The sequence below is a fragment of the Methylobacterium sp. UNCCL125 genome, assembly GCF_900116795.1.
Classification (GTDB): Bacteria; Pseudomonadota; Alphaproteobacteria; order Rhizobiales; family Beijerinckiaceae; genus Methylobacterium; species Methylobacterium fujisawaense.
Window position 1 is genome coordinate 79,734 of the sequence record NZ_FPBW01000005.1, and the last position, 21,834, is coordinate 101,567.

The 21,834-nt window shown below is 68.7% G+C and carries 27 protein-coding genes and 1 tRNA gene; 22 read left to right on the forward strand and 6 right to left on the reverse strand.

Annotation, left to right across the window (positions count from 1 at the left end):
• Positions 1 to 6 precede the first annotated feature (6 nt).
• The 4 genes from BM396_RS05715 (at position 7) to BM396_RS05730 (ending at position 2,080) form a co-directional block, all read left to right on the forward strand.
• Positions 7 to 363: a cell cycle two-component system response regulator CpdR gene (locus BM396_RS05715; RefSeq protein WP_003603128.1), complete on the forward strand. Its 357-nt coding sequence runs from the start codon at positions 7 to 9 to the stop codon at positions 361 to 363.
• Between the two features lie 118 nt (positions 364 to 481).
• Positions 482 to 751 (forward strand): glutaredoxin 3, encoded by a 270-nt coding sequence (gene grxC, locus BM396_RS05720; RefSeq protein WP_043353813.1) that lies wholly within the window; start codon positions 482 to 484, stop codon positions 749 to 751.
• Positions 744 to 1,625, forward strand: coding sequence for a carbon-nitrogen hydrolase family protein (locus BM396_RS05725; protein ID WP_043380415.1), 882 nt, complete (start codon positions 744 to 746; stop codon positions 1,623 to 1,625). The genes grxC and BM396_RS05725 overlap by 8 nt, the downstream gene beginning before the upstream one ends.
• A complete protein-coding gene (locus BM396_RS05730) occupies positions 1,622 to 2,080 on the forward strand; it encodes a DUF1178 family protein (RefSeq protein ID WP_043353816.1) in 459 nt (152 codons plus the stop codon). The genes BM396_RS05725 and BM396_RS05730 overlap by 4 nt, the downstream gene beginning before the upstream one ends.
• A 25-nt stretch (positions 2,081 to 2,105) precedes the next feature.
• Here BM396_RS05730 and BM396_RS05735 read toward each other — a convergent pair whose 3' ends face one another.
• Positions 2,106 to 2,594 carry a disulfide bond formation protein B gene (locus BM396_RS05735; protein WP_043380413.1) on the reverse strand — a complete coding sequence of 163 codons (489 nt, stop codon included), beginning with the start codon at positions 2,592 to 2,594 and terminating at the stop codon, positions 2,106 to 2,108.
• A 2-nt stretch (positions 2,595 to 2,596) separates the two neighbouring features.
• Positions 2,597 to 3,178 (reverse strand): YqaA family protein, encoded by a 582-nt coding sequence (locus tag BM396_RS05740; protein ID WP_043353820.1) that lies wholly within the window; start codon positions 3,176 to 3,178, stop codon positions 2,597 to 2,599.
• A 126-nt stretch (positions 3,179 to 3,304) separates the two neighbouring features.
• Between BM396_RS05740 and BM396_RS05745 the strand changes: the two genes are divergently transcribed.
• The 5 genes from BM396_RS05745 (at position 3,305) to BM396_RS05760 (ending at position 6,132) form a co-directional block, all read left to right on the forward strand.
• A tRNA-Leu gene (locus BM396_RS05745) sits at positions 3,305 to 3,389 on the forward strand.
• A gap of 175 nt (positions 3,390 to 3,564) precedes the next feature.
• Complete coding sequence (locus BM396_RS05750; RefSeq protein ID WP_244538816.1) at positions 3,565 to 4,506, forward strand: NAD(P)/FAD-dependent oxidoreductase; 942 nt, start codon at positions 3,565 to 3,567, stop codon at positions 4,504 to 4,506.
• A complete protein-coding gene (locus tag BM396_RS05755; RefSeq protein WP_043380410.1) occupies positions 4,503 to 5,423 on the forward strand; it encodes a histone deacetylase family protein in 921 nt (306 codons plus the stop codon). Before BM396_RS05750 ends, BM396_RS05755 begins: the two co-directional genes overlap by 4 nt.
• Positions 5,424 to 5,570: 147 nt before the next feature.
• Positions 5,571 to 5,744 carry a hypothetical protein gene (locus BM396_RS32665; protein ID WP_164706330.1) on the forward strand — a complete coding sequence of 58 codons (174 nt, stop codon included), beginning with the start codon at positions 5,571 to 5,573 and terminating at the stop codon, positions 5,742 to 5,744.
• Positions 5,745 to 5,889: 145 nt separating this feature from the next.
• Positions 5,890 to 6,132, forward strand: coding sequence for a hypothetical protein (locus BM396_RS05760; protein WP_043380408.1), 243 nt, complete (start codon positions 5,890 to 5,892; stop codon positions 6,130 to 6,132).
• A gap of 15 nt (positions 6,133 to 6,147) precedes the next feature.
• Here the strand turns inward: BM396_RS05760 and BM396_RS05765 are convergent, their stop codons facing one another.
• The 3 genes from BM396_RS05765 to BM396_RS05775 form a co-directional block, all read right to left on the reverse strand.
• Positions 6,148 to 7,314 carry an alanine racemase gene (locus tag BM396_RS05765; protein WP_043380406.1) on the reverse strand — a complete coding sequence of 389 codons (1,167 nt, stop codon included), beginning with the start codon at positions 7,312 to 7,314 and terminating at the stop codon, positions 6,148 to 6,150.
• Between the two features lie 84 nt (positions 7,315 to 7,398).
• Positions 7,399 to 7,809 carry a beta/alpha barrel domain-containing protein gene (locus tag BM396_RS05770; RefSeq protein WP_043380403.1) on the reverse strand — a complete coding sequence of 137 codons (411 nt, stop codon included), beginning with the start codon at positions 7,807 to 7,809 and terminating at the stop codon, positions 7,399 to 7,401.
• The gene (locus BM396_RS05775) at positions 7,806 to 8,684 is read right to left on the reverse strand and encodes a 2-dehydro-3-deoxygalactonokinase (protein WP_043380401.1); all 879 of its coding nucleotides are present in this window, start codon (positions 8,682 to 8,684) and stop codon (positions 7,806 to 7,808) included. Before BM396_RS05775 ends, BM396_RS05770 begins: the two co-directional genes overlap by 4 nt.
• A 211-nt stretch (positions 8,685 to 8,895) precedes the next feature.
• Here BM396_RS05775 and BM396_RS05780 point away from each other — a divergent pair, with 211 nt between their 5' ends.
• From BM396_RS05780 to BM396_RS05820, 9 genes are all read left to right on the forward strand, one after another.
• The gene (locus BM396_RS05780) at positions 8,896 to 9,654 is read left to right on the forward strand and encodes an ABC transporter ATP-binding protein (RefSeq protein ID WP_043348639.1); all 759 of its coding nucleotides are present in this window, start codon (positions 8,896 to 8,898) and stop codon (positions 9,652 to 9,654) included.
• Entirely contained in the window at positions 9,647 to 10,387 is a 741-nt protein-coding gene (locus BM396_RS05785; RefSeq protein WP_043380399.1) for an ABC transporter ATP-binding protein, read from the forward strand. Before BM396_RS05780 ends, BM396_RS05785 begins: the two co-directional genes overlap by 8 nt.
• 95 nt (positions 10,388 to 10,482) lie before the next feature.
• The gene (locus BM396_RS05790; protein ID WP_043380397.1) at positions 10,483 to 11,700 is read left to right on the forward strand and encodes an ABC transporter substrate-binding protein; all 1,218 of its coding nucleotides are present in this window, start codon (positions 10,483 to 10,485) and stop codon (positions 11,698 to 11,700) included.
• Between the two features lie 28 nt (positions 11,701 to 11,728).
• Positions 11,729 to 12,616: a branched-chain amino acid ABC transporter permease gene (locus BM396_RS05795; RefSeq protein WP_043380394.1), complete on the forward strand. Its 888-nt coding sequence runs from the start codon at positions 11,729 to 11,731 to the stop codon at positions 12,614 to 12,616.
• 23 nt (positions 12,617 to 12,639) lie between these two features.
• Positions 12,640 to 13,626, forward strand: a complete 987-nt coding sequence (locus BM396_RS05800) for a branched-chain amino acid ABC transporter permease (protein WP_043380392.1) — start codon at positions 12,640 to 12,642, stop codon at positions 13,624 to 13,626.
• Positions 13,627 to 13,863: 237 nt separating this feature from the next.
• A complete protein-coding gene (locus BM396_RS05805) occupies positions 13,864 to 14,166 on the forward strand; it encodes a hypothetical protein (protein ID WP_244538817.1) in 303 nt (100 codons plus the stop codon).
• Between the two features lie 63 nt (positions 14,167 to 14,229).
• Positions 14,230 to 16,176: a DNA mismatch repair endonuclease MutL gene (gene mutL, locus BM396_RS05810; RefSeq protein WP_043348657.1), complete on the forward strand. Its 1,947-nt coding sequence runs from the start codon at positions 14,230 to 14,232 to the stop codon at positions 16,174 to 16,176.
• Positions 16,163 to 16,390, forward strand: coding sequence for a hypothetical protein (locus BM396_RS05815; RefSeq protein ID WP_043380390.1), 228 nt, complete (start codon positions 16,163 to 16,165; stop codon positions 16,388 to 16,390). Before mutL ends, BM396_RS05815 begins: the two co-directional genes overlap by 14 nt.
• 1 nt (position 16,391) lies before the next feature.
• Complete coding sequence (locus BM396_RS05820) at positions 16,392 to 17,159, forward strand: SDR family NAD(P)-dependent oxidoreductase (protein ID WP_043380387.1); 768 nt, start codon at positions 16,392 to 16,394, stop codon at positions 17,157 to 17,159.
• A gap of 48 nt (positions 17,160 to 17,207) precedes the next feature.
• Here the strand turns inward: BM396_RS05820 and BM396_RS05825 are convergent, their stop codons facing one another.
• Entirely contained in the window at positions 17,208 to 18,860 is a 1,653-nt protein-coding gene (locus BM396_RS05825) for an AMP-binding protein (protein WP_043380539.1), read from the reverse strand.
• Positions 18,861 to 19,085: 225 nt separating this feature from the next.
• Here BM396_RS05825 and BM396_RS05830 point away from each other — a divergent pair, with 225 nt between their 5' ends.
• The 4 genes from BM396_RS05830 to BM396_RS05845 all read left to right on the forward strand — a co-directional run bounded on the left by BM396_RS05830 (position 19,086) and on the right by BM396_RS05845 (position 21,832).
• Positions 19,086 to 19,625: a phasin family protein gene (locus tag BM396_RS05830; RefSeq protein WP_043380536.1), complete on the forward strand. Its 540-nt coding sequence runs from the start codon at positions 19,086 to 19,088 to the stop codon at positions 19,623 to 19,625.
• Positions 19,622 to 20,560 (forward strand): alpha/beta fold hydrolase, encoded by a 939-nt coding sequence (locus tag BM396_RS05835; RefSeq protein WP_043380385.1) that lies wholly within the window; start codon positions 19,622 to 19,624, stop codon positions 20,558 to 20,560. Before BM396_RS05830 ends, BM396_RS05835 begins: the two co-directional genes overlap by 4 nt.
• A 398-nt stretch (positions 20,561 to 20,958) precedes the next feature.
• Positions 20,959 to 21,399: a helix-turn-helix domain-containing protein gene (locus BM396_RS05840; RefSeq protein ID WP_043380383.1), complete on the forward strand. Its 441-nt coding sequence runs from the start codon at positions 20,959 to 20,961 to the stop codon at positions 21,397 to 21,399.
• 58 nt (positions 21,400 to 21,457) lie between these two features.
• Complete coding sequence (locus BM396_RS05845; protein ID WP_043348677.1) at positions 21,458 to 21,832, forward strand: cupin domain-containing protein; 375 nt, start codon at positions 21,458 to 21,460, stop codon at positions 21,830 to 21,832.
• Positions 21,833 to 21,834: the final 2 nt, after the last annotated feature.

The following is a 21,834-nucleotide window of genomic DNA, read 5'->3' on the forward strand; positions in this document are numbered from 1 at the left end:
CGGCCGATGAAAATCCTGCTGGCGGAAGACGACAACGACATGCGCCGGTTTCTGGCCAAGGCGCTGCAGAATGCGGGCTATGATGTCCTGTCCTTCGACAACGGCCTCTCGGCCTACAACCGGCTGCGCGAGGAGCCGTTCGAGCTGCTGCTGACCGATATCGTGATGCCCGAGATGGACGGTATCGAACTGGCTCGCCGGGCCACCGAGCTCGATCCCGATATCAAGGTGATGTTCATCACCGGCTTCGCAGCCGTGGCCCTCAACCCGGATTCCAAGGCTCCGAAGGACGCGAAGGTCCTGTCGAAGCCCTTCCACTTGCGCGATCTCGTGAACGAGGTCGAAAAACTGCTGGCTGCCTGAGCCGGCCGCGGAGCCACCGGCATGGCGCGACCGAGTTTGCCTGTGGCGACACGGGCATAGGCAAGTCGCGTCCCGCACTCCTATATGGCGGGAGTTCACGGTCGGGACGACGTTCGCGATGCAGCCGGTCACAATCTACACCACGGGCTGGTGTCCCTACTGCTCAGCGGCCAAAAGCCTGCTGAAGGAGAAGGGCGTGGCCTTCCAGGAGATCGACGTCGAACGCGCGCAGGGGGCTCGAACCGCGATGGTCGAGCGCGCGGGCGGCCGTACGAGCGTGCCTCAGATCTTCATCGGTGCCACGCATGTCGGCGGCTGCGACGACCTGTACGCCCTCGATCGGGCGGGCAAGCTCGACCCGCTGCTCAAGGACACGGCCGATGCCTGAGGCCCGCTTCACGGCCGCCTGCGTGCAGATGCGGTCGGGGCGCGATCCCGCGGCGAACCGCGACGCGGCCGTGGCGGGTGTGCGCGAAGCGGCGTCCCGGGGCGCGGCCTACGTGCAGACTCCCGAGATGACATCCCTGGTGGAGCGGAGCCGCGAGCGCCTGTTCGCCCACGTCACCGCCGAGGAGCAGGACCAGACCCTGGCGGCCCTCCGCGAGACCGCGCGCCAGACCGGCACGGTCGTTCAGATCGGCTCGATCGCAGTCCGGTCCGGCGACAAGATCGCCAACCGGGCCTACCTGATCGGCGCCGATGGCGCGATCCTGGCGTCCTACGACAAGCTGCATCTCTTCGATGTCGACCTGCCGAGCGGCGAGCGGTGGCGGGAATCCGCCACGTATTCCGGAGGTGCCTGCGCAGTCCTCGCCGAGACGCCGTGGGCCACCCTCGGCCTGACGATCTGCTACGACATCCGATTTCCCGCCCTGTACCGCGCCCTCGCCGAAGCGGGCGCGGACGTGCTGACGGCACCCGCCTGCTTCACCCGTCAGACCGGGGAGGCCCATTGGCACGTCCTGCAGCGGGCCCGCGCCATCGAGACCGGCGCCTTCGTGATCTCGGCGGCGCAGGGCGGCCTGCACGAGGACGGGCGCGAAACCTACGGCCATTCGCTGATCGTCGATCCCTGGGGCCGGGTGCTGGCCGATGCCGGCGGGGCCGAGCCCGGGATCATTCTGGCGGAGATCGACCTCGCGCAGGTCGCCGAGGCCCGGGCCCGCATCCCCTCGCTGCAGCACGGTCGGCCCTTCACCATAGAGCGCGTATCTTCCCAGGCTCAAGCGGCGCATCAGGCAGCACAGCAAGCGACAGAATGATCCGCTACAGTCTCGTCTGCGAGGCCGGACACGGCTTCGAGAGCTGGTTCCCGTCCTCCGACTCCTACGACACGCAGGTCGAACGCGGGCTCGTGACGTGCCCGGTCTGCGACAGCGCCAAGGTCAGCAAGGCCCTGATGGTGCCGAGCGTTGCCCGCACGGATCGGGCGCGTGCACCCGCGCCGCCCGCGAAGGCGGAGGCGGAAGCGCCGGTGACCATGGTCGCCGAGCCGGAGCGTCAGTTGCGGGCGATGCTGCGCGCGCTTCGGGAGCACGTGGTGGCCAATGCCGAGCACGTCGGCGCGCGCTTTCCCGAAGAGGCGCGCAGGATCCATTACGGGGAGACCGAGGGCCGTTCGATCTATGGCGAGGCGACCCCTGCGGAGGCGCGCGCGCTGATCGACGAGGGCATCGAGGTGGCGGCGATCCCGGTCCTGCCGGACGACCGGAACTGAGCGGATACCAGACCCGCCCCGAGCCTCAGGGCCGCAGGGCGGCGGTCCCTGCGAACGACGCCAGCACGGCCGAGACCAGGGCACTCCAGCCGGCGAGCGAGATCCCGGCCACCCGCAGCGCCGCCACCGAGCAATCGACGACCTTCGTAGTCTGGAGCGCGTTGAGGAAGTCGCCGACCTGGCCCGGATTCGTCCCGGTGCCGCCCCCGCAATCGGCCGGCCCCGGCCAGAAGCCCCATTCCGCGCCGGCGTGGTAGACCCCGATGCCGGCGCCGTAGAGGAGGCCGAGGGCGGCGAGCCCGAGGGCGATCCGTGCCAGGCGCTCCGGCAGGAACAGGGCCAGAAGGCCCAGGGGGATCGCGGCGTAATAGGGCAGCCGCTCTGTCAGGCAGAGCTTGCACGGCGCGTAGCCGTATCCGTACTGCAGAACGAGCGCAGCTCCGACGGTGAGGGCGGAAGCGATTGCCAGCCAGAGGCCAGCAGTCTTGAGGCGCAGGGCGGCCGCCGTATTCATCGCTACAGGATCACCTTGAAGAGCAGGAAGCCGAGGACGATGACGGCGACGGAGATCGCCGCAACCGCGTTGAGGTGCCGGTCGAGCACGGCCCGAATCTGGACGCCGTAGCGTCCAAGCAATCCGGCCAGGATGAAGAAGCGGGCGCCGCGGGTCACGATCGAAAGAACCGTGAACCAGAACAGGCTGTAATGGGCGAAGCCCGAGGTGATCGTGACGAGCTTGTAGGGGATCGGCGTGAGTCCCTTCAGCAGGATCACCCAGTGGCCGTAGCGCGCGTAGGAATCCTGGAAGGTCGCGGCCGAGTTCTGCAATCCGTAGAGACGGATGAGCCATTCCCCAAGGGAATCGAACAGGAGGGCCCCGATCGCGTAGCCCACGAGTCCGCCGATGACCGAGGCGACGGTGGTGATCGTGGCGTAGAGCCAGACCCGGTCCGGTCGGGCGACCGCCATGGGCACCAGCATCGCGTCCGGCGGAACCGGGAAGAAGGAGCTTTCGGCGAAGGCCACAGCGCCGAGCGCATAGGGCGCGGACGGCCTGTCGCTGAGGGCCAGGATCCACGCGTACAGCCGGCGGAGCATGCAAGGTCCCGAAGTGAGCGATCGGTCGCCCTTTGAGCATAGGCGTCCCGCCTTGGCCAGATCGGCGCCCACCGCAAAAACAACACTTGGCCGGACCCGCCGACCTATGCGAAGAGCCCTCCGTACGCGGGTATGGCGGAACTGGTAGACGCGGGCGACTCAAAATCGCCAGCCGCAAGGCGTGGGGGTTCGATTCCCTCTACCCGCACCATGGCCATCCGGCGATCGTGCGGCCTGTCCCGTCCGGCGGCTCCATGAGAGGCCACCCGTTGTCCGCGCGGATCCTGTCGACGCGCGAAGTTCGGTCGCCCTGATCTCCTGATCGCTCCCCCCTATCTGTGCTGCAACACGGCCGGCTTGGCCGTCCTGCGGAGCGGAGTAGGGACTTGAACGAGCGTGGGATCGTCGCGGTTCTCGGCGCGGGCATGGCCGGCGCAGCTGCGGCACGCCACCTTGCCGAGGCGGGCCTGCGGGTGCGGGTGTTCGACAAGGGACGCGGCGTCGGCGGTCGGATGGCAACCCGGCGCGTCGGTGATCTCCAGTTCGACCATGGCGCTCAGTTCATGCGCGCGCGCGGTACCGCCTTCGCGGGTCAGATCGATCGATGGGCGCGAAGCGGCATCGTTGCGCCCTGGGCTGGTTCCGAACGGTCTGTCGGCGTGCCGAGCATGGTCGAGCCCGTGCGCGACCTGCTGTCGAGTCTTCCGGTTCAGAGCGCCACGACCATCCTGCGTCTTCACCGAGATGGGGCACACTGGCGGCTGGAGGACGCGTCCGGCGCCGTTCACGGGCCGTTCGACGCGGTGGCGATCACCGTCCCGGCGCCGCAGGTCATGACGCTGCTCGCGGCATCCGGCGTCACCCTCCCGGACATCGCCCGCGCTTCATACGCACCCTGCTGGTCCTTCATGATCGCGGCGCACACGTCCCCGCCGGAGGACCTGACCGAGCCGGGGGCCGGTCCGATCGGCCTGATCGCGTGCGATTCGTCGAAGCCCGGGCGGCCCCCCGGGATCCGGCTCACGGTCCACGCGACCCCGGATTGGTCGCGCCGGCATCTCGAAGCGCCGCGTGAGACGATCGTCGCCGAACTTGTCCGCGCCACCCGGGACTGCCTCGGCACCGAACTTCGACCGTCCCACATGGAAGCCCATCGCTGGCGCTACGCGCAGGTCGAGAACGCCCTGCAGGTGCCCTGCCTGTACGATCCGGCATGCCGACTCGGGGCGGCCGGGGATTGGTGCCTGGGGGCCCGGATCGAGGCGGCCTACGACAGCGGGCTGGCGCTCGCCGACGCTATCCTGAACGATCTCGGGCACCCTGCGTGACTCCCCCGATCGCCTTCCACCCGGCCTATGAGGCGTCCCTCCCGGTCGGCCATCGGTTTCCGATGCGCAAGTACGGCCTGCTCGCGGAGACGCTGATCGCGAAGGGGCTGGCTCCGCTCGGTTTCGTCACGCCGGAGCCGGCCGGGGCGGACATCCTGATCCGCGCTCACGATGCCGCCTATGTGGATGCGGTGCTGGCCTGCGATGTCGGTCCTGAAATCGAGCGGGCCATCGGGCTACCGGTCGATGCGGCCCTCGTCCGGCGCTCGCGCGCATCGGTGGGCGGCACCCTTCTGGCCGCGCGCCTCGCCCTGGCGGAAGGTCTGGCGGGCAGCGCCGCTGGCGGCAGCCATCACGCGCGGCGCCAGCAGGGTGCTGGCTTCTGCGTGCTGAACGACGTCGCAGTCGCGGCGCGGACGCTCCAGGCCGAGGGGCTGGTCCGGCGCGTCCTCGTGGTCGATCTCGACGTGCATCAGGGCGACGGCACCGCCGATTGTCTCGCCCGAAGCCCGGAGCTCTTCACCTTCTCGATTCATTGCGAAAACAATTATCCAGCCCAGAAGATCGCCGGCGACCTAGATATCGGCCTGCCGGACAGGCTCGACGACGCCGGCTACCTCGCTGTTCTGCGTGCCCGTCTGCCGCCGCTGCTCGACACGTTCGCGCCGGACCTCGTCTTCTATAATGCCGGCGTCGATCCGCATCGCGACGACCGCCTCGGCCGACTCTGCCTCACCGATGATGGCCTTCTCGCCCGCGACCGCTTCGTCGTGGCCGAGGCTCGCGCGCGCGGGATCGCGCTCGCTGCGGTGATCGGCGGCGGATACACCCACGATGTCGAGGCCCTCGCGCGGCGCCACGCGCTGGTCTTCGAAGCCCTGGCCGCCGAGGCGGCCGCTCGGCCGACGTCGAAGTGAGACCTGATTGCATCACGGTACCGTCGATCTGCAGGTCTCGGTCGAGCAGGAAAGGTTTTGGGAACGGCCACCGTCGAGGATCCGGAGTGCGCGGATGATCGACGCGGATCCGCCGCTTGCATTCGGTGACATCGGAAGGGTTCGACCATGCTCGCGCGGGTCTGGGACGTGGTGAAGGCGACGCTGGCGGTGTCGGCCCTGATCGCCGCCGCCCTCGTCTCGGCGGACAAGGTCGACCGGCGGAAAACGCAACCGGTCGTCGGCGCCGCACTGATCGAGCCGGCCACCACCGGAACGATTACGCGGCAGGAGCGTCCTTGAGCCTGCGCTCTGCGTAGTCTTGAGCGGCGCCCCTGCGTCAGATTGAAACAAGCGTGACGGGATATCTCGGTCGGCGTCGACGTTCTCGCCCGATGCCGAGGCTTGGCCGCACGCCGACCCGACCCGTTCAGGAGAACCCACCGCGATGAAGTCCGCCCCCCTCGCACTGTTCGTCGTCCTCCTCGGCACGGCTTCGGCGTTCGCGGAAACGGGGGCCGAGCGGGCCGCCTGCACGCCGGACGTGATGCGCCTCTGCGCCTCTCAGATTCCCAATGCGGGCGCTATCACCCTCTGCCTGCGGGAGAATCGGGTGGCGTTGAGTTCCGCCTGCCGGACGGTCGTCGACCGTTCCGACCGGTCGAAAGGGAACATCGCAAATCGTCGCTAGGCGCGGCGCCGCGCCTCACCAGCCGTTGATGCGCGGCCAGACCTCTCCGGAGAGGCGGCCATCGGCCACGACGTGATAGCGGTCGTGCTGTGCACCCGTGGCGCAGGCATGGTTCGGGAGGATCCGCAGGCGCGCGCCGACCGGAAGGTCGGGAAGCCCGGCAGCAGCGCCTTTCCGCACCGCGACGATCCCGTGCTCCTGGTTGGCGTCCCGCACGATCAGGTCCGGATAGGGGCGCCCGGCGATGTCGCAGGCCAAGCCGTAACCCTGATCGACCGCCTGCGGCGCGGTGCCACGATCACGCGAGAGTGCCATCCATCCCGCGTCGGTGATGATCCAGCCCTTGTCCCGCTGATGCCCGATCACCGTCGCGAGAACGGTGAGGGCGATGTCGTCGATCGTGCAGGAGCCGACGCCCGCCTGGAACAAGTCGCCGATCATGAACACGCCGGCGCGCACCTCCGTGACGCCCGCGAGGGTCTCCGCATACCGGGCGGTGGGCGTCGATCCGACGCTCACGACAGGGCAGGGGAGGCCGGCGCCGCGCAGGATCTCGGCCGCCGCGATGGCGGCCACGCGCTCGGCCTCGGCCGCCCGACGAAGGGCGGCGGGATCGCTCAGCCCATAGCTGTCGCCGGCATGGAGCAGCACGCCGCGCAGGCTAGCGCCGTCCGCGACCGCGCGGCCGATGGCGACGAGCGCTTCGGCATCCCGCGGCCCGACCCCGGAGCGATGTCCATCGGCATCCACCTCGATCAGCACCGGCAGGGCATCGCCACTGCGCCGGCTCCAGGCCGCCACAGCCTCGGCCTGGGCTGCTGAATCCAGGACGATCGCCAGATCCGCCCCCCAGCGCTGTCGGATGGCTCCGACCCGATCGAGCTTCTGCGGTGCGATGCCGACGGCGTAGATCATGTCGCGCACGCCGCCTTCGGCGAAATACTCGGCCTCCCGGAGCGTCGAGACCGTCGCGGGCCCAGCGGGACCGGCCATCGCCCGGCGCGCGACCTCGAGGGATTTGGTCGTCTTGAGATGCGGGCGCAGGGTGACGCCCAACCCGTCGAGATGCCTGCGCATCCTGTCGACATTCGCCTGCAGGATGTCGGCGTCCAAGAGGAGGCACGGTGTCTCCAGCCTGTCAAAACCGCCGCCACCGGGCGATACCGCAGTGTCACCGATCATCTACCGCTCCCGACCTATCCGACGCGAGAGGCTGATAGGCGAGCCTCGGCGCCGGTCCAAGCCGTCGGGACCCCGTACATGTCTTCAGGCAGATCGCTGCAATGCCGCCACGTAGGCCGCAGCATCGCGCGCCACGTCGTCCGCCCCCTTGCCGGGGCGGTAGAGATTGGAGCCGAGGCCGAAACCATCGGCTCCCGCCTGTCGCCAGCCCGCGATCGTCTCGGGCAGGATTCCGCCGGCGGCCGCGACGTCGGCGACCTGCGATCGGCTGAGAACGGTGCCGGCGCCGACGAGCGCCCGTCCGGCGAGGCGCTCAGCGAGCACCGCGATGCTCCGCAGCGGGTCCGGCGAGTTGAGCGGCACCTCGATGAGGGTGAACCCGGCCCCGACCAGGGCCTCCCCGATCGCCGGCGCCTCGTCCGGCGTGAGTCCCCGCAAGATCGCCACGAGCGGGCAGCCCGCGAAGGCCGCCTCGAACCGGTCGTGGATGGTCATGTCCGCAGACTCCAGATGGCGTGGATACCGGACGTGGTGGAACCGTCCGGCACGATCACCCCAGTCCCGCCCGCTTGCGCGATGGCGGCGGCGTAGAGCGCGGCCAGGGGGCCGCCGCCGAGTAGATGGACCGGACGGCCCTGGAGGTCGTCCCGGGTGCCGACATCGGCGCCGATCAGGATGCCGCTGGCGTAGGAGGCCGCGTCATCGGGGGCGAGGCGGTCGAGCAGCAGTCCCGAGCGGACCTCGAACAGGGTCGCGGCGAGGTTTCGGGAGGCGAGGCCCCGCCCGACGCCCGCGCGGAAAGCGGCTCCGTTCCCGACCTCACCGTCGAGCATCCCCGCCAGGATGCCCTGTGCGCGAAGCAGGGCGAAGATCTCTCCGGTCATCACGGTGGTGAAATCCGTGATCGCACCATCGACGGTCTCGATCCACTTGTTGTGTGTGCCCGGCTGACAGAACAAGGCCGTCGGTGGCGCTGAACCCGCTTCGATCGCACCGAAGACCTGGACCTCTTCCCCCCGCATCACATCGGGACGCTGTCCGTCCCGCAGGGCGACGCCGGGGACGATCCGCACGTCGGGCGCGGGTTCCACGCAGGCTTTCGCCAGGGCCGCGAGGGTTGCCGGCGCGGCGATGTAGGGCGCCGACAGCCAGCCCCGGTTGGATCCGACCATGCCGACCGCGATGACCGGGTGAGGCCCCAGCCGCGCGCGCAGATCCGCGATCTCCGCGGGGTAGTCGCCGGGCGCCAGGGAGAGGATCCCGCGTCCGTCCTGCAGGCTGTCGAGCACCGCTCCCGAGCCTGACACGGCGAAGGCCCGTCGGTTCGTGGTGCCCCAGTCGACGGCGATGTAGGCCGCGCGACCGTCCATGCCGTGTCTCCCCAGAATAGCGCTCTCGGAATTTGTCTGAGTTAATCGGAGGGCGGCGCGTGGTCAAGTTCGGTCGAGCGACCGCCGTGACATGGTCTGCGACAGATATCACTGACGGGGGATTGTCGCGTGGTCCCCGGCGATTGCGATGGACTGTACCGTCACGGATCGGCGATATGGCGGCAAGAAATCAAACCCGGGAGGGACACGCTTGGCACGGGATGTAATCCTGGCGACCGATGGCCTGACGATGGAATTCCGTGGATTCCGGGCCGTCAACGGCGTGGCGTTGCAGGTGGAGCGCGGCACGATTCACGCGCTCATCGGGCCGAACGGCGCCGGCAAGACCACCTGCTTCAATCTGCTCACCAAGTTCCTGATCCCGACTTCGGGGACGATCCGCTACAAGGATCGCGACATCACCGGCCTCAAGGCGGCGGATGTCGCCCGGCTGGGGCTCGTCCGCTCGTTCCAGATTTCGGCGGTCTTTCCGCATCTCACCGTGATGGAGAATGTCCGCATCGCCCTGCAGCGGCGGCGGCGCGGCGATTCCTTCGATTTCTGGCGGCCCGAGCGGGTCCTGCGTGCGCTGAACGGCGAGGCGCTCGAACTGGTCGACGCGGTCGGACTGTCGGAGTTCGCCGACGTGCTGGCGGTCGAGCTGTCCTATGGCCGCAAGCGCGCGCTGGAGATCGCAACCACGCTCGCTCTCGATCCCGAGATGCTGCTCCTCGACGAGCCGATGGCCGGCATGGGCCACGAGGACGTGGACCGGACCGCCGCGCTCATTCGGCGCGTCTCGAAGGACCGGACGATCCTGATGGTCGAGCACAACCTGTCGGTGGTCGCTTCCCTCTCGGACCGGATCACCGTGCTGGCCCGCGGCCAGGTGCTGGCCGAGGGGGACTACGCCACGGTCTCGAAGGATCCGCGTGTGGTCGAAGCGTATATCGGGGCGGGACATGCGTGAGGCGGCTCTCAAGACACCTCCGGCGGCCGCGACCGGCGCGCTCCTCACTGTCCGCGGATTGGAAGGCTGGTACGGCGAGAGCCACGTGCTCCACGGGATCGACATCGATGTCCGGACCGGTGAAGTCATCACGCTGCTCGGGCGTAACGGCGCCGGAAAGACCACGACGCTGAGGGCCATCATCGGCATCCTCGGCAAGCGCGCCGGCTCGATCGTCTACGACGGTGTCGAGACCATCCGCATGGCGTCCCGGAACATCGCCCGCCTCGGAATCGGCTACGTCCCGGAGGAGCGGGGCATCTTCGCGAGCCTCACGGTCCACGAGAACCTGATGCTGCCGCCGCGGGTGAAGCCGGGGGGCATGTCGGTGGACGAGATCCATCAGCTCTTCCCGAACCTGAAGGAGCGCGCCGGCAGCCAGGGCACCAAGCTCTCCGGCGGCGAGCAGCAGATGCTGGCGATCGGACGCATCCTGCGCACCGGTGCCAAGCTGATCCTCCTCGACGAACCGACGGAGGGACTGGCGCCGGTCATCGTCCAGCAGATCGGCCGGACCATCCAGCAATTGAAGGCGAAAGGCTACACCATCGTTCTGGTGGAGCAGAACTTCCGCTTCGCCCAGACACTGGCGGACCGGCATTTCGTGATCGAGCAGGGGCGGGTGGTCGATATGATCCCCAATGCCGAGCTTGACGCCAATATCGACAAGCTCCACGCCTATCTCGGCGTCTGAAGCCCGTTCGCAAAAACCGTAGAAGCGCCAACAATCGGCGCCCCGATACTCGGCTGGCGGAGATCCGCTGCGCCGTTACAAGGATGGAAACGAAAATGTTCGGACGTATCGCCCGGCCCGCGACCCTCGCTGCCCTCGCCGGCGCCCTGATGATGGGCACCGCTGCTGCGCAGACGAACGTGAAGATCGGCATCCTGGGCGATCGATCGGGCGCCTATTCCGACATCAGCGGCGAGGGCTCGGTCGTGGCCGCGAAGCTCGCCGTCGAAGACTTCAAGCCGGACGCTCACGGCCTGAAGGTCGAGATCGTCTCGGCCGATCACCAGAACAAGCCGGATGTCGGGGCGGCCATCGCCCGGCAATGGTATGACCGCGACAACGTCGACATGATCACCGACGGGGTGACCTCCTCGGTGGCGCTGGCCATCAGCCAGGTCACCAAGGAGAAGAACAAGGTCTTCATCGACACCGGCGCCGGCACCGCCGACCTCACCGGCCCGCAATGCACGCCGAACACCATCCATTGGGTCTACGACACGGTGGCGCTGGCCAACGGCACCGGCGGCGCCATGGTGAAGCGCGGCGGCAATACGTGGTTCTTCCTCACGGCCGATTACGTTTTCGGCCAGACGCTTCAGCGCGACACCAGCGCCGTGATCACCAAGAACGGCGGCAAGGTCGTCGGCTCGGTGAAGACGCCGTTCCCGACCTCGGACTTCTCGTCCTTCCTGCTCCAGGCTCAAGGCTCGGGCGCCAAGGTGATCGGGCTCGCCAATGCCGGCACCGACACGATCAACGCGATCAAGCAGGCCGGCGAGTTCGGCATCACCGAGGGCGGGCAGGCGCTCGCCGGTCTCCTCGTCTTCTCCTCGGACGTGCATTCCTTGGGCACCAAGGTCGCCCAGGGTCTCGTGCTCACCGAGCCGTTCTACTGGGACCTGAACGACCAGACCCGCGCCTTCTCGGACCGCTTCGCCAAGCAGATGAAGAACGGCTCGAAGCCCACCGCCAACCATGCCGGCGTCTACTCGGACGTGCTCCATTACCTGAAGGCGGTGGCCGAGCTGAAATCCACCGCCGACGGCGCCGCCACGGTCGCCAAGATGAAGGCGATGCCGACCGACGATCCGCTGTTCGGCAAGGGCGTGATCCGCGCGGACGGCCGCAAGATCCACGACATGTACCTGTTCGAGGTCAAGAAGCCCGCCGAGTCGAAGGGCGAGTGGGATCTTTACAAGAAGCTCGAGACGATCCCGGGCGATCAGGTCTTCCGGCCGCTCAACGAGGGCAATTGCCCCCTCGTGAAGGGTTGACGGTGGGATCGGGGCGCGGAGAACGGCCATGACCACGATCTTCGGAGTGCCGACGCAGGCCCTGTTCGGGCAATTGCTGCTCGGCCTGATCAACGGCTCGTTCTACGCGATCCTGTCGCTGGGGCTCGCCATCATCTTCGGGCTCCTGAACATCATCAACTTCGCCCACGGCGCGCTCTACATGATGGGCGCGTTCGTGGCCTGGATGCTGCTCACCTATGTGGGCCTGGGCTACTGGTGGGCGTTGGGTCTCGCGCCCCTCGTGGTGGGCGCCTTCGGCATCGTGCTGGAGCGGGTGCTCATCGCCCGGCTCTACAAGCTCGACCACCTCTACGGACTTCTGCTGACCTTCGGGCTGGCGCTGATCATCCAGGGCCTGTTCCGCAACCAGTACGGCGTCTCGGGGCTGCCCTACGCGATTCCGGCGGAGCTCTCCGGCGGCCAGCGCCTGCCCTTCATGTTCCTGCCGAACTACCGGGCCTGGGTGGTGGTCGCGTCGCTGACCGTCTGCATCGCCACCTGGCTCGTCATCGAGAAGACCAAGCTCGGCGCGTATCTCCGGGCCGCCACCGAGAACCCGACGCTCGTCCAGGCCTTCGGGGTGAACGTGCCGCTGTTCCTGACGCTGACCTACGGGTTCGGCGTCGCGCTCGCAGGCTTCGCCGGGGTGCTCGCCGCGCCGATCTACTCGGTGAACCCCAACATGGGCGCCGACATCATCATCGTGGTCTTCGCCGTGGTGGTGATCGGCGGCATGGGCTCGATCATCGGGTCGGTGATCACGGGCTTCGCCCTGGGCCTCGTCGAGGGGCTGACCAAGGTGTTCTATCCGGAGGCGTCGGCCACCGTGATCTTCGTGATCATGGTGCTGGTGCTGCTCGTCAAACCCGCCGGCCTGTTCGGGCGCACGGCCTGACCGCGAACTGAGGCTCGACACCCATGGCCGACACCGCCGCCCTCGAGGCCGCCCCGATCGCCGCCGCGCTCCCGACGAGCCGGGACGACAAGGCGCTCCATCGCCTGATCTTCATCGGCATCGCGCTGCTGCTGATCGTAGCGCCGCTCGTCCTGTACCCCGTCTATCTGATGAAGGTGCTGTGCTTCGCGCTGTTCGCGCTCGCCTTCAACCTGCTGCTCGGCTACGGCGGCTTGCTGTCCTTCGGCCATGCCGCCTATTTCGGCATGGCGAGCTACCTCTGCGCCTACACGGCCAAGCAGCTCGGCTTCACGCCGGAACTGGCGATCCTCAGCGGCACGGTGACGGCGGCCCTGCTGGGTCTGATCTTCGGCGCCCTGGCGATCCGCCGGCAGGGCATCTACTTCTCGATGATCACCCTGGCGCTCGCCCAGATGGTGTTCTTCTTCTCCCTGCAGGCGAAGTTCACCGGCGGCGAGGACGGCATCCAGGCGGTGCCCCGCGGCAACCTGTTCGGCGCGATCAGCCTCGCGGACGACCGGGCGATGTACGCCGTCGTCGCCGTAATCTTCATGGCGGGGATGCTGCTGATCTACCGGATCATCCACTCGCCCTTCGGGCAGGTGCTGAAGGCGATCCGCGACAACGAACCCCGGGCGATCTCCCTCGGCTACAGGGCGAGCCAGTACAAGCTCGCGGTCTTCGTCCTCTCCGCGACCCTTGCCGGACTCGCGGGCTCCACCAAGGCGATCGTCTTCCAGCTCGCCTCGCTCACCGATGTGCACTGGTCGATGTCCGGCGAGGTCGTGCTGATGACGCTCGTGGGCGGCATGGGCACGGTCTTCGGACCGATCGTGGGGGCCTTGGTGATCGTCACCATGGAGACCTACCTCGCGCAGTTCGGGGCCTGGGTGACGATCATTCAGGGCTGTGTGTTCGTGCTCTGCGTGCTGCTGTTCCGGGAGGGCATCATCGGTCTGATCGCCCGGGTTGTCCGCCGGCCGTTGTAGCGCCCGCACCGTCACCGGAGACGGACTGACTAGGGTTCCGAAGATGCGGGCGCATGGCGTCGGGCTGCATCACGGCGAGCCGAAGATGAGCGGCTTCGCAGGCGGTCTGCGTTTCCGACGTCGCGCGGTGAGCATTCGTTAACCAAGACCGCCCACGCTGACGGCTTGACGCTGCCAGGGGGCGCTATGACTCAGGACCGGACGCTCAGCATCGACGATCCCGCCCTCGAGTGCCCGGTGGCACCGGACGTCGTCGGTCGTCTGATCAAGGCCGATCCTGAGGGCGCGGTCTTTCTACTTGAGGGCATCCCGGAGGCGACCCGGGCGCGGCTCGCGGTCTGGCTCTACGGCCGCAGTCACACCCATGCGATCGGCGTTCGCGTTGCGTCGACCTGCGACGGTGCCACCCTGCGGCGGACGGCAGGCGTCGTCGGCAACGCATTGTTCGACCTGTCGCGCCGGCCCCAGGTGGCGACAAGCCAGGGGACGCGCAGCGGCGGCGGCCGGATTTCTCTGGGCGGATCGCTGCGCCGCGCCTGATTCCCAGTCCGCACTGCGCAGCGTGATTGGATCACCGCGGCGCAGGGACTATTCTCCGTGGCGATGTCCACCGCCCTGAACGCGCCGTCCGTCCGTCGCCTCGACCCCGTGCTCGTCGATCGCATCGCGGCCGGCGAAGTCGTTGAGCGTCCGGCCTCTGCCGTGAAGGAGCTGGTCGAGAATGCCATCGATGCCGGGGCCCGTGCCATCGAGGTTACCATCGAGGCCGGGGGACGGCGGCTGATCCGGGTCGTCGATGACGGCCGTGGCATGACGCCGGACGACCTTGACCTCGCGGTGGAGCGGCACGCCACCTCAAAGCTTCCGGGCGGCGACCTCACGGCGATCGCCACCCTCGGGTTCCGCGGCGAAGCGCTGCCGTCGATCGGCGCGGTGTCGCGGCTCGCCATCGTCACCCGGACCCCGGATGCCGAGGCCGGGGCCAGCCTGACGGTCGAGGCGGGGCTGAAGGGTCAGGTCCGTCCGGCACCGGCGCAGCGTGGGACCCGGATCGAAGTGACCGAGTTGTTCGCCGCGACACCGGCACGGCTCAAGTTCCTGAAATCGGACCGGGCGGAGAACACCGCCGTCGCCGAAACGCTGCGCCGGCTTGCCGCGACGCAGCCCGGGATCCGCTTCACCCTTCGCGCCGATGCCGGGCAGCCGCTGGTCCTGCCCGCGGAGACCGGACCCGAGGCAGAGCTGCGCCGGCTCGCCGCTGTTCTGGGGCCGGACTTTTTCGCCAATGCGCTGCCGGTCTCCCTGGCCCGGGAAGGTTTTGCCGTGACCGGCCATGTCGGCCTGCCGACCTATCATCGCGGCGCGGCGACCCATATCCACCTTGCCGTCAACGGGCGCCCCGTGCGCGACCGGCTCCTGCTGGGCGCGATCCGCGGCGCCTACGCCGACACCCTGGCCTCTGACCGCCATCCGGTGCTCGGCCTTTCCATCGCGTGCGACCCGGACCGCGTCGACGTCAACGTCCACCCGGCCAAGACCGAGGTGCGCTTCCGCGAGCCGGGCCTCGTGCGGGCGCTGATCGTGAGCGCGATCCACGACGCCCTGCGCCGCGGCGGCGCCCGTTCGGCCACCACCGGCGCCGCGCGGACTCTCGACGCCCTGCGCCCCGCCGGTCCGCCGCTCGCGACCCATAGCGGCGCTGCCGCCCCGAGCCTGTTCCGACCGACGCGACCGGGCCTGTTTCCGGTGGGCACGCCGTCGGTCGCGGCACCGTCAGGCTACCGTCCGCAGACCGCGTGGCGGGCGCCGCAGCCTGTGCCGGCCGCGCCGGCGGGATTCGGCGAGGCTGCGCAGGCCGTGTTCGCGGGCCCGGATCCGGCCCCGGTGTCGGCGCCGCCCCAGGCCGATATCCGCGTGGCCGACGATGCGACGGAGACGCTGGATCATCCCCTCGGCGCGGCCCGGGCACAGATCCACGAAACCTACATCCTCGCCCAGACCCGCGACGGCCTCGTCATCGTCGATCAGCACGCCGCGCACGAGCGGCTCGTCTACGAGCGGATGAAGGCCGAGCGGGAAACGGGCGGCATCGCCCGCCAGGGCTTGCTGATCCCCGACGTGGTCGAGATGAGCCCCGAGGAGGCGGACCGGCTGGTCGCCGCGGCGCCGGACCTCGAGCGGCTGGGTCTCGCCATCGAGGCCTTCGGGCCGGGGGCGGTGCTCGTGCGCGAGGTGCCGGCCGCGCTGCTCGGCGCTTCGACTCGCGACCTCGTCACCGACATCCTCGACGCCCTGGAGGCCAGTGGCGACGAGGAGGGCGGCGTCCCGGCTGCGGAGGGCGGCCCGCTCGGCCGGCGCCTCGACGCGGTCCTGTCGCGCATGAGCTGTCACGGCTCGATCCGCGCCGGGCGGCGGCTGCGACCGGAGGAGATGAACGCCCTCCTGCGCGAGATGGAAGCCACGCCCAATTCCGGGCAGTGCAACCATGGACGTCCCACCTCGATCGAGCTGAAGCTCGCCGATATCGAGCGGCTGTTTGGCCGCCGATGAGGTGACGGCTTCGCCGGTCTGGCTGGCCTACCGGGCAGGGGCGGTCCAAAAGAACGGTCGATGCCTCGGCGCGAAGACCGGGGAGCCGGCGGCCGCGGATCGCCGGTGCATGCAGGGGAAGCGCAGAGCCATGACCGATATCCTCATCACCGGCCCGTGCCGCGACGCCGAACGCAAGCGGAGCGCGGCTCCGGCCGTCGCGTCGGTGCGCTGAGATGACGGGCCCATTCGATCTCGCCGGCCGTCACGTCCTCATCACCGGTGCCTCAAGCGGCCTCGGCCGTCACTTCGCCGGAACTCTCGCCCGCGCCGGAGCCCGCCTGTCGCTGGGGGCCCGCCGGGCCGATGCCCTCGCCGAAACCGTCACCCGCGTCGCGTCCGAAGGCGGAGAGGCCCATGCCGTCGTCATGGACGTCACCGACGCCGCAAGCGTCGAGCGGGCGCTCGATGCCGCTGAATCGCGGTTCGGACCCGTGGCGGTCCTGGTGAACAATGCCGGTGTGACGGCGACGAAACCGGCCCTCGATCTCGACGAGGCCGACTGGGACGCCGTGCTCGACACGAACCTCAAGGGGGTTTGGCTCGTGGCTCAGGCAACCGGGCGGCGCATGGTCCGACACGGCGCTGGCGGCAGCATCGTCAACATCGCCTCGATCCTCGGGCTGCGGGTGACCGGTGGACTGGCGCCCTACGCCGCCTCCAAGGCGGCCGTGGTGCAGCTCACCAAGAGTCTGGCACTCGAATGGGCGCGCCACGGAATTCGGGTGAACGCGCTCGCTCCGGGCTACATCAAGACCGAGCTGAATGACGCCTTCTTCGAATCCGACGCCGGCAAGGCGCTGATCAAGCGCGTTCCGCAGCGTCGGTTGGGCGAGGCGGCGGAACTCGATGGGCCGCTGCTGCTGCTCGCCTCGGATGCCGGCGCCTACATGACCGGCAGCGTCGTGGCGGTCGACGGAGGCCACCTCGTCTCCGGCCTCTAGGGGCTGCATGGTGACGTGACCCGTTCCGACGCGCCGGACGGGCGTGGCTCAGAGAGCCCGCGCCTGCTCGCGCAGGACGAACTTCTGGATCTTGCCCGTCGACGTCTTCGGCAACGGCCCGAACACGACGGTTTTCGGCACCTTGAAGCGCGCCATCCGCTCGCGACAGAAGGCGATCAACTCCTGGTCGGCGGGTTCCGTCGCGCCGGGCTTCAGCTCCAGGAAGGCGCAGGGGCTCTCGCCCCAGGTCGGGTCCGGCTTGGCCACGACGGCCGCGAGCATCACCGCGGGGTGGCGCATCAGCACCTCCTCCACTTCCAAACTGGAGATGTTCTCGCCGCCCGAAATGATGATGTCCTTCGCCCGGTCCTTGATCTCCACCGACCCGTCCGGGTGCCAGACCGCGAGGTCGCCGGTCCGGTACCAGCCGCCCGCGAGCGTTTGCTCCGTCGCGTCCGGGTTGCCGAGATAGCCTTTCATCACCGTGTTGCCACGCAGCCGGATCTCGCCGACCGATACGCCGTCGCGCGGCACCGGCGCGTCGGTTGCCGGGTCGGCGACGCTTACGGCCTCCAGGGTCGCCAGCGGCACGCCTTGACGGGCCATGCGGGCGTATCGTTCGGTTTCGGGAAGGTCGGCCCAATCCGGCTGTGCCAGGCAGACCGTCGCGGGCCCGTAGCTCTCGGTGGCCCCGTAGAGATGCGTCACCTGGAAGCCCAGATCCTCCATGGTGCGGATGATCGTCGAGGAGGGCGCCGCGCCGCCGACCGCGCAGCGCACCGTTTGCGGGAACGGCACGCGGTCGTGGGCCGGCGCGTGGGCGATCATGGACAGGACGATCGGTGCACCGCACAGATGCGTCACCCGGTGCTCGGCAATCAGCCGGAAGATGGCCGCCGGCTCGACCTTCCGGAGGCAGACCTGCGTGGCGCAGGCGGCAACGCTGGCCCAGGGATACGACCAGCCGCTGCAATGGAACATCGGCAGCGTCCAGAGATACACGCTCGCGTCGGTGAGCCCGAAAGTCACGGCGTTGCCGAGAGCCTGGAGATAGCCGCCGCGATGGCTGTAGACGGCGCCTTTTGGATCTCCGGTCGTTCCCGACGTGTAGAGCAGGCAGAGCGACTGCCATTCGTCCTCTGGACCGACCCAGGCATAGTCCGGATCGCCTTCGGCGAGCAGGGAATCGTAGGGCACAGCCCCGTCGATACCGGTCTCGCCGATCGCCACCACCAGGACGGGCTCGGCGAAATCGGCGAGCGCCCGCGCGGCCAGCGCGGCGTACTCGGCCTCGACGATGAGCGCCCGGGCTCCGCCGTGCCGGAGCGAGAACGCGATCGTCGCCGGGTCCAGACGGGTGTTCAGCGGATTGAGGACCGCGCCGAGCATCGGGACGGCGAAATGCGCCTCGATCATCTCGGACACGTTCGGTGCCAGGATCGCGACGGTGTCGAGCGATCCGATGCCCCGACCGGCGAGGCCCGCGGCGAGGCGGCGGCAGCGCCCGTACAGGTCCGCATAGGTGAAGCGGCGGCTTCCGTCGATGACCGCAATCCGTGCCCCGCATGCGGCGGCGGCGCGCGCCAGCAGGCTCACCGGGGTCAGCGCGACGTAGTTGGCTGGCCGGCGGCCGAGCCCGACCTCGAACGGGTGGAGGCCGGCCTCGCGAGCCTCGGCGGGGATCGGTCCGGTCTCCATCATCGACACTTGCTGCCTTCTGATCGGGCGGTGAGCGTGGCGTGCGCTCCGTGCGACGATGATTTCCCGGCCGTCACACCTGTCAATTGCGATTGCCGTGACAGCGTGGGCCGCGCGCGGATTCTGTTACCGGGCGCGATTGACGGGAAGACAACCCTGTCGGATGCCCTATCCTTGGCCGTGCGCGGCCGAGGCCGGATGCGATCGTCCGATCTGCGGGAGACGACAGTGGGGAACGACAACCTGCCGGTGGTCTCCAAAGAGACCGGCCGCGCCATGGCCGAGAGCAGTGTCGCCCGGGCGCGCGAGGCGTATGAGCGCTTCGCCGAGGCCGGCGAGATGGCGCTGAACGCCTTCGAGGCGTCGGCGGCACAGAGTTTCGAGGGCTGGCGCGCGGTCATGGGCTCGAGCCGCGAGACCGCGCACAATCTCGCCGATCGTCATGCGGCCGGTGCCCGCACGTTGCGCGAGCAATGGGACGATGCCGGCGCGCGGCTCTACAATGCCGTTGAGGACAACGCCGTCCATACCATGGCGGCGATGCGGGAGATCAGCCACCGGATGCTCGTGGCTTCGGACACGAATGTCCGTGCGGGCCTCGATTTCGCGGACCGCCTTGCCGCGGCAGCCGATGCCCGCGAGGTCGTGGCGCTGAACATCGCGTTCCTGCAGGAGCAGGCGCGTCGGCTCACCGACCAGATGGTCGACCTCCATCAGACGGCCAGCCGCCTCGCCCGCGAGGCCGCCGCGCGCACGGAGACTCCGTGACCGCCGCCGGCGCGGCGCCAGTTTCCGGACCCGAGACGAAGCTGCGGCTCGACGATCTGAGTCGCGCCGATGTGCCGTTCCGGACAGGCCATTTCCAAGCCTATGCGCCGCACGACTTCCATCGCATCGCTTACGTGGAATGGGGCGAAGCGGACAGCCCGCACGTGGTGATCTGCGTGCACGGCCTGAGCCGCCAGGGTCGCGACTTCGACGCGCTCGGCTATCGGCTGGCGAAGCTGGGCTACCGGGTCGTCTGTCCCGACCTGCCCGGGCGCGGTCTCAGCGGCTGGTTGAAGGATCCGGAACTCTACGGCCTGCCGCAATACGCCGCCGACATGGCGGCGCTCATCGCGCATCTCCGGGTTCCAGGGAAGATCGACTGGGTCGGCACCTCCCTCGGCGGCCTCACCGGAATGGTCCTGGCCGCCGCCGCACGCTCTCCGATCCGCCGGATGGTGATCAACGATATCGGCCCGTTTCTACCCTGGGCGCCCATCCGCGAGATCGGCTCGCGCCTGCGCGACGCGCCCCGGCTTCACCATAACCTGGCCTCGGGCGAGTCGCGCCTGCGCACGGTGCTGGGCGCATTCGGACCGCTCACCGACGAGCAATGGCGCCACATCGCCAAGTACAGCTTTCACCAAGTGCCGAACGGCGGCTGGCGGCCCCATTACGATCCCGGGATCGGCGACGCGTTCCGGCCCGGCCGAGTTTACAGTGTCAGCATGTGGCGCGACTGGGACGTCATAACCTGTCCCGTCCTGCTCCTGCGCGGAGAGCATTCGGACTTGCTCCTCGCTTCGACCGCCGATGAGATGACCCGCAGGGGACCTCCGACACGGCGCGTCGAGATCCCCCAGTGCGGCCACGCGCCTGCACTGCTGGACGACGAGCAGTTGCGAATCGTCACCGACTGGCTCGGTCCTGCGGCGTGAACACATCGCGACCGAACGGCTGCGATTTCCGGGTCGAACCTCTGTGTGTCACGCCGTGTCCCGTGGATCGGCATTCCCGGGCCAACGTGGAGCAGGCAACCCAATAGCGCGCTGCAGTTTTCGAATGCGGGGCTCTAGTCGATTTCGATCACTTTTGTATGATCGCGGATGATCGTTTAGTTGTTCATGTCGTGGTCACTGAGAGGCCCGCCCGGGAGTCTTCCGGGCTCAAGATTTTGAAAGCGTAACCATTCGTTGCACGCGCGGCTGACCTGTGGCACTAACAGATGTCACGTCTGGATCTTCGCGGCGCAATGTTGCACCTGTCAGTTGTGATTGGCGCCCCGGATCCGGGCGAGCAAGCCTGCCAACATTTAAGAACATCCGGACTACCAACGATGGCGAACCCAACCCCCAAGCCGAAGCAGACGACAGCCATTGATCACGGGGTCGGCAGCCGCATCGCGTTCCTTCGGGCCGCTAACGGATTGAGCCAGTCGGCCCTGGCCAGTGCATTGGGTGTCAGCTTCCAGCAGGTCCAGAAGTACGAGACCGGCAAGAACCGGGTCGGAGCCGGCCGTCTGCAGGCAATCGCCGAGCGACTCGGCGTTCCGGTCTCAAGCTTCTTCGAGCCCGAGCCCGAGGCTTCGACGGAGAATGGCCCGGCGCTGCTTCGTGTGGCCGGCGCCGTCGAGATCCTGCGGGCCTACAATCAGATCGCCGACGATCAGATGCGCCGCGACGTGCTCTCGCTGGTGAAATCCGCCGCGCGGATCGGCCAGCTGCGATCGGCGGACGAAGCGGCGCCTCAGTCTCCCACCGCACCGCGGAACGCGTGAGATCGGGCTGGCGCGGCGCTCCAGCCTAGCGCCGCGTGAGATCTGCCGGGGATGGATCATGGCCGAACGACCGACGACCGTGACCAATCTGCTGGCCGATCTGCCGCTCGGCGCAGCCGATGAGGTCGTGTCGGTCTTGGTGGCCAGCCCGGGTCTCCGGGTGGAGCGCATCGTCTCGACCGGGCAAGCGAGTCCGCCGGGCTTCTACTACGATCAGCCGCACGCCGAGTGGGTCGCCGTCCTGACGGGCGCGGCCGACCTCCTGTTCGCCGACGAGTCGGCCCCGCGTCGCCTCGTCGCTGGCGATGCCCTGATGATCGCTCCGCACCGTCGGCACCGGGTCCACTGGACCGAGTCTCCCACCGTCTGGCTGGCTATCCATTTCGGCCCTGAGCTGACGGTTTCCGAAGAGGAAATGGTCGAAGCTCCCTAGAG

Coding starts and splice junctions, on each gene's coding strand:
- BM396_RS05730 (WP_043353816.1), top strand. CDS start 1,622: ATGATCCGCTACAGTCTCGTCTGCGAGGCCGGACACGGCTTCGAGAGC.
- BM396_RS05765 (WP_043380406.1), bottom strand. CDS start 7,314: ATGATCGGTGACACTGCGGTATCGCCCGGTGGCGGCGGTTTTGACAGG.
- BM396_RS05775 (WP_043380401.1), bottom strand. CDS start 8,684: ATGGACGGTCGCGCGGCCTACATCGCCGTCGACTGGGGCACCACGAAC.
- BM396_RS32665 (WP_164706330.1), top strand. CDS start 5,571: ATGCTCGCGCGGGTCTGGGACGTGGTGAAGGCGACGCTGGCGGTGTCG.
- BM396_RS05820 (WP_043380387.1), top strand. CDS start 16,392: ATGACGGGCCCATTCGATCTCGCCGGCCGTCACGTCCTCATCACCGGT.
- BM396_RS05735 (WP_043380413.1), bottom strand. CDS start 2,594: ATGAATACGGCGGCCGCCCTGCGCCTCAAGACTGCTGGCCTCTGGCTG.
- BM396_RS05715 (WP_003603128.1), top strand. CDS start 7: ATGAAAATCCTGCTGGCGGAAGACGACAACGACATGCGCCGGTTTCTG.
- BM396_RS05840 (WP_043380383.1), top strand. CDS start 20,959: ATGGCGAACCCAACCCCCAAGCCGAAGCAGACGACAGCCATTGATCAC.
- BM396_RS05770 (WP_043380403.1), bottom strand. CDS start 7,809: ATGACCATCCACGACCGGTTCGAGGCGGCCTTCGCGGGCTGCCCGCTC.
- BM396_RS05790 (WP_043380397.1), top strand. CDS start 10,483: ATGTTCGGACGTATCGCCCGGCCCGCGACCCTCGCTGCCCTCGCCGGC.
- BM396_RS05795 (WP_043380394.1), top strand. CDS start 11,729: ATGACCACGATCTTCGGAGTGCCGACGCAGGCCCTGTTCGGGCAATTG.
- mutL (WP_043348657.1), top strand. CDS start 14,230: ATGTCCACCGCCCTGAACGCGCCGTCCGTCCGTCGCCTCGACCCCGTG.
- BM396_RS05845 (WP_043348677.1), top strand. CDS start 21,458: ATGGCCGAACGACCGACGACCGTGACCAATCTGCTGGCCGATCTGCCG.
- grxC (WP_043353813.1), top strand. CDS start 482: ATGCAGCCGGTCACAATCTACACCACGGGCTGGTGTCCCTACTGCTCA.
- BM396_RS05760 (WP_043380408.1), top strand. CDS start 5,890: ATGAAGTCCGCCCCCCTCGCACTGTTCGTCGTCCTCCTCGGCACGGCT.
- BM396_RS05800 (WP_043380392.1), top strand. CDS start 12,640: ATGGCCGACACCGCCGCCCTCGAGGCCGCCCCGATCGCCGCCGCGCTC.
- BM396_RS05725 (WP_043380415.1), top strand. CDS start 744: ATGCCTGAGGCCCGCTTCACGGCCGCCTGCGTGCAGATGCGGTCGGGG.
- BM396_RS05825 (WP_043380539.1), bottom strand. CDS start 18,860: ATGATGGAGACCGGACCGATCCCCGCCGAGGCTCGCGAGGCCGGCCTC.
- BM396_RS05740 (WP_043353820.1), bottom strand. CDS start 3,178: ATGCTCCGCCGGCTGTACGCGTGGATCCTGGCCCTCAGCGACAGGCCG.
- BM396_RS05785 (WP_043380399.1), top strand. CDS start 9,647: ATGCGTGAGGCGGCTCTCAAGACACCTCCGGCGGCCGCGACCGGCGCG.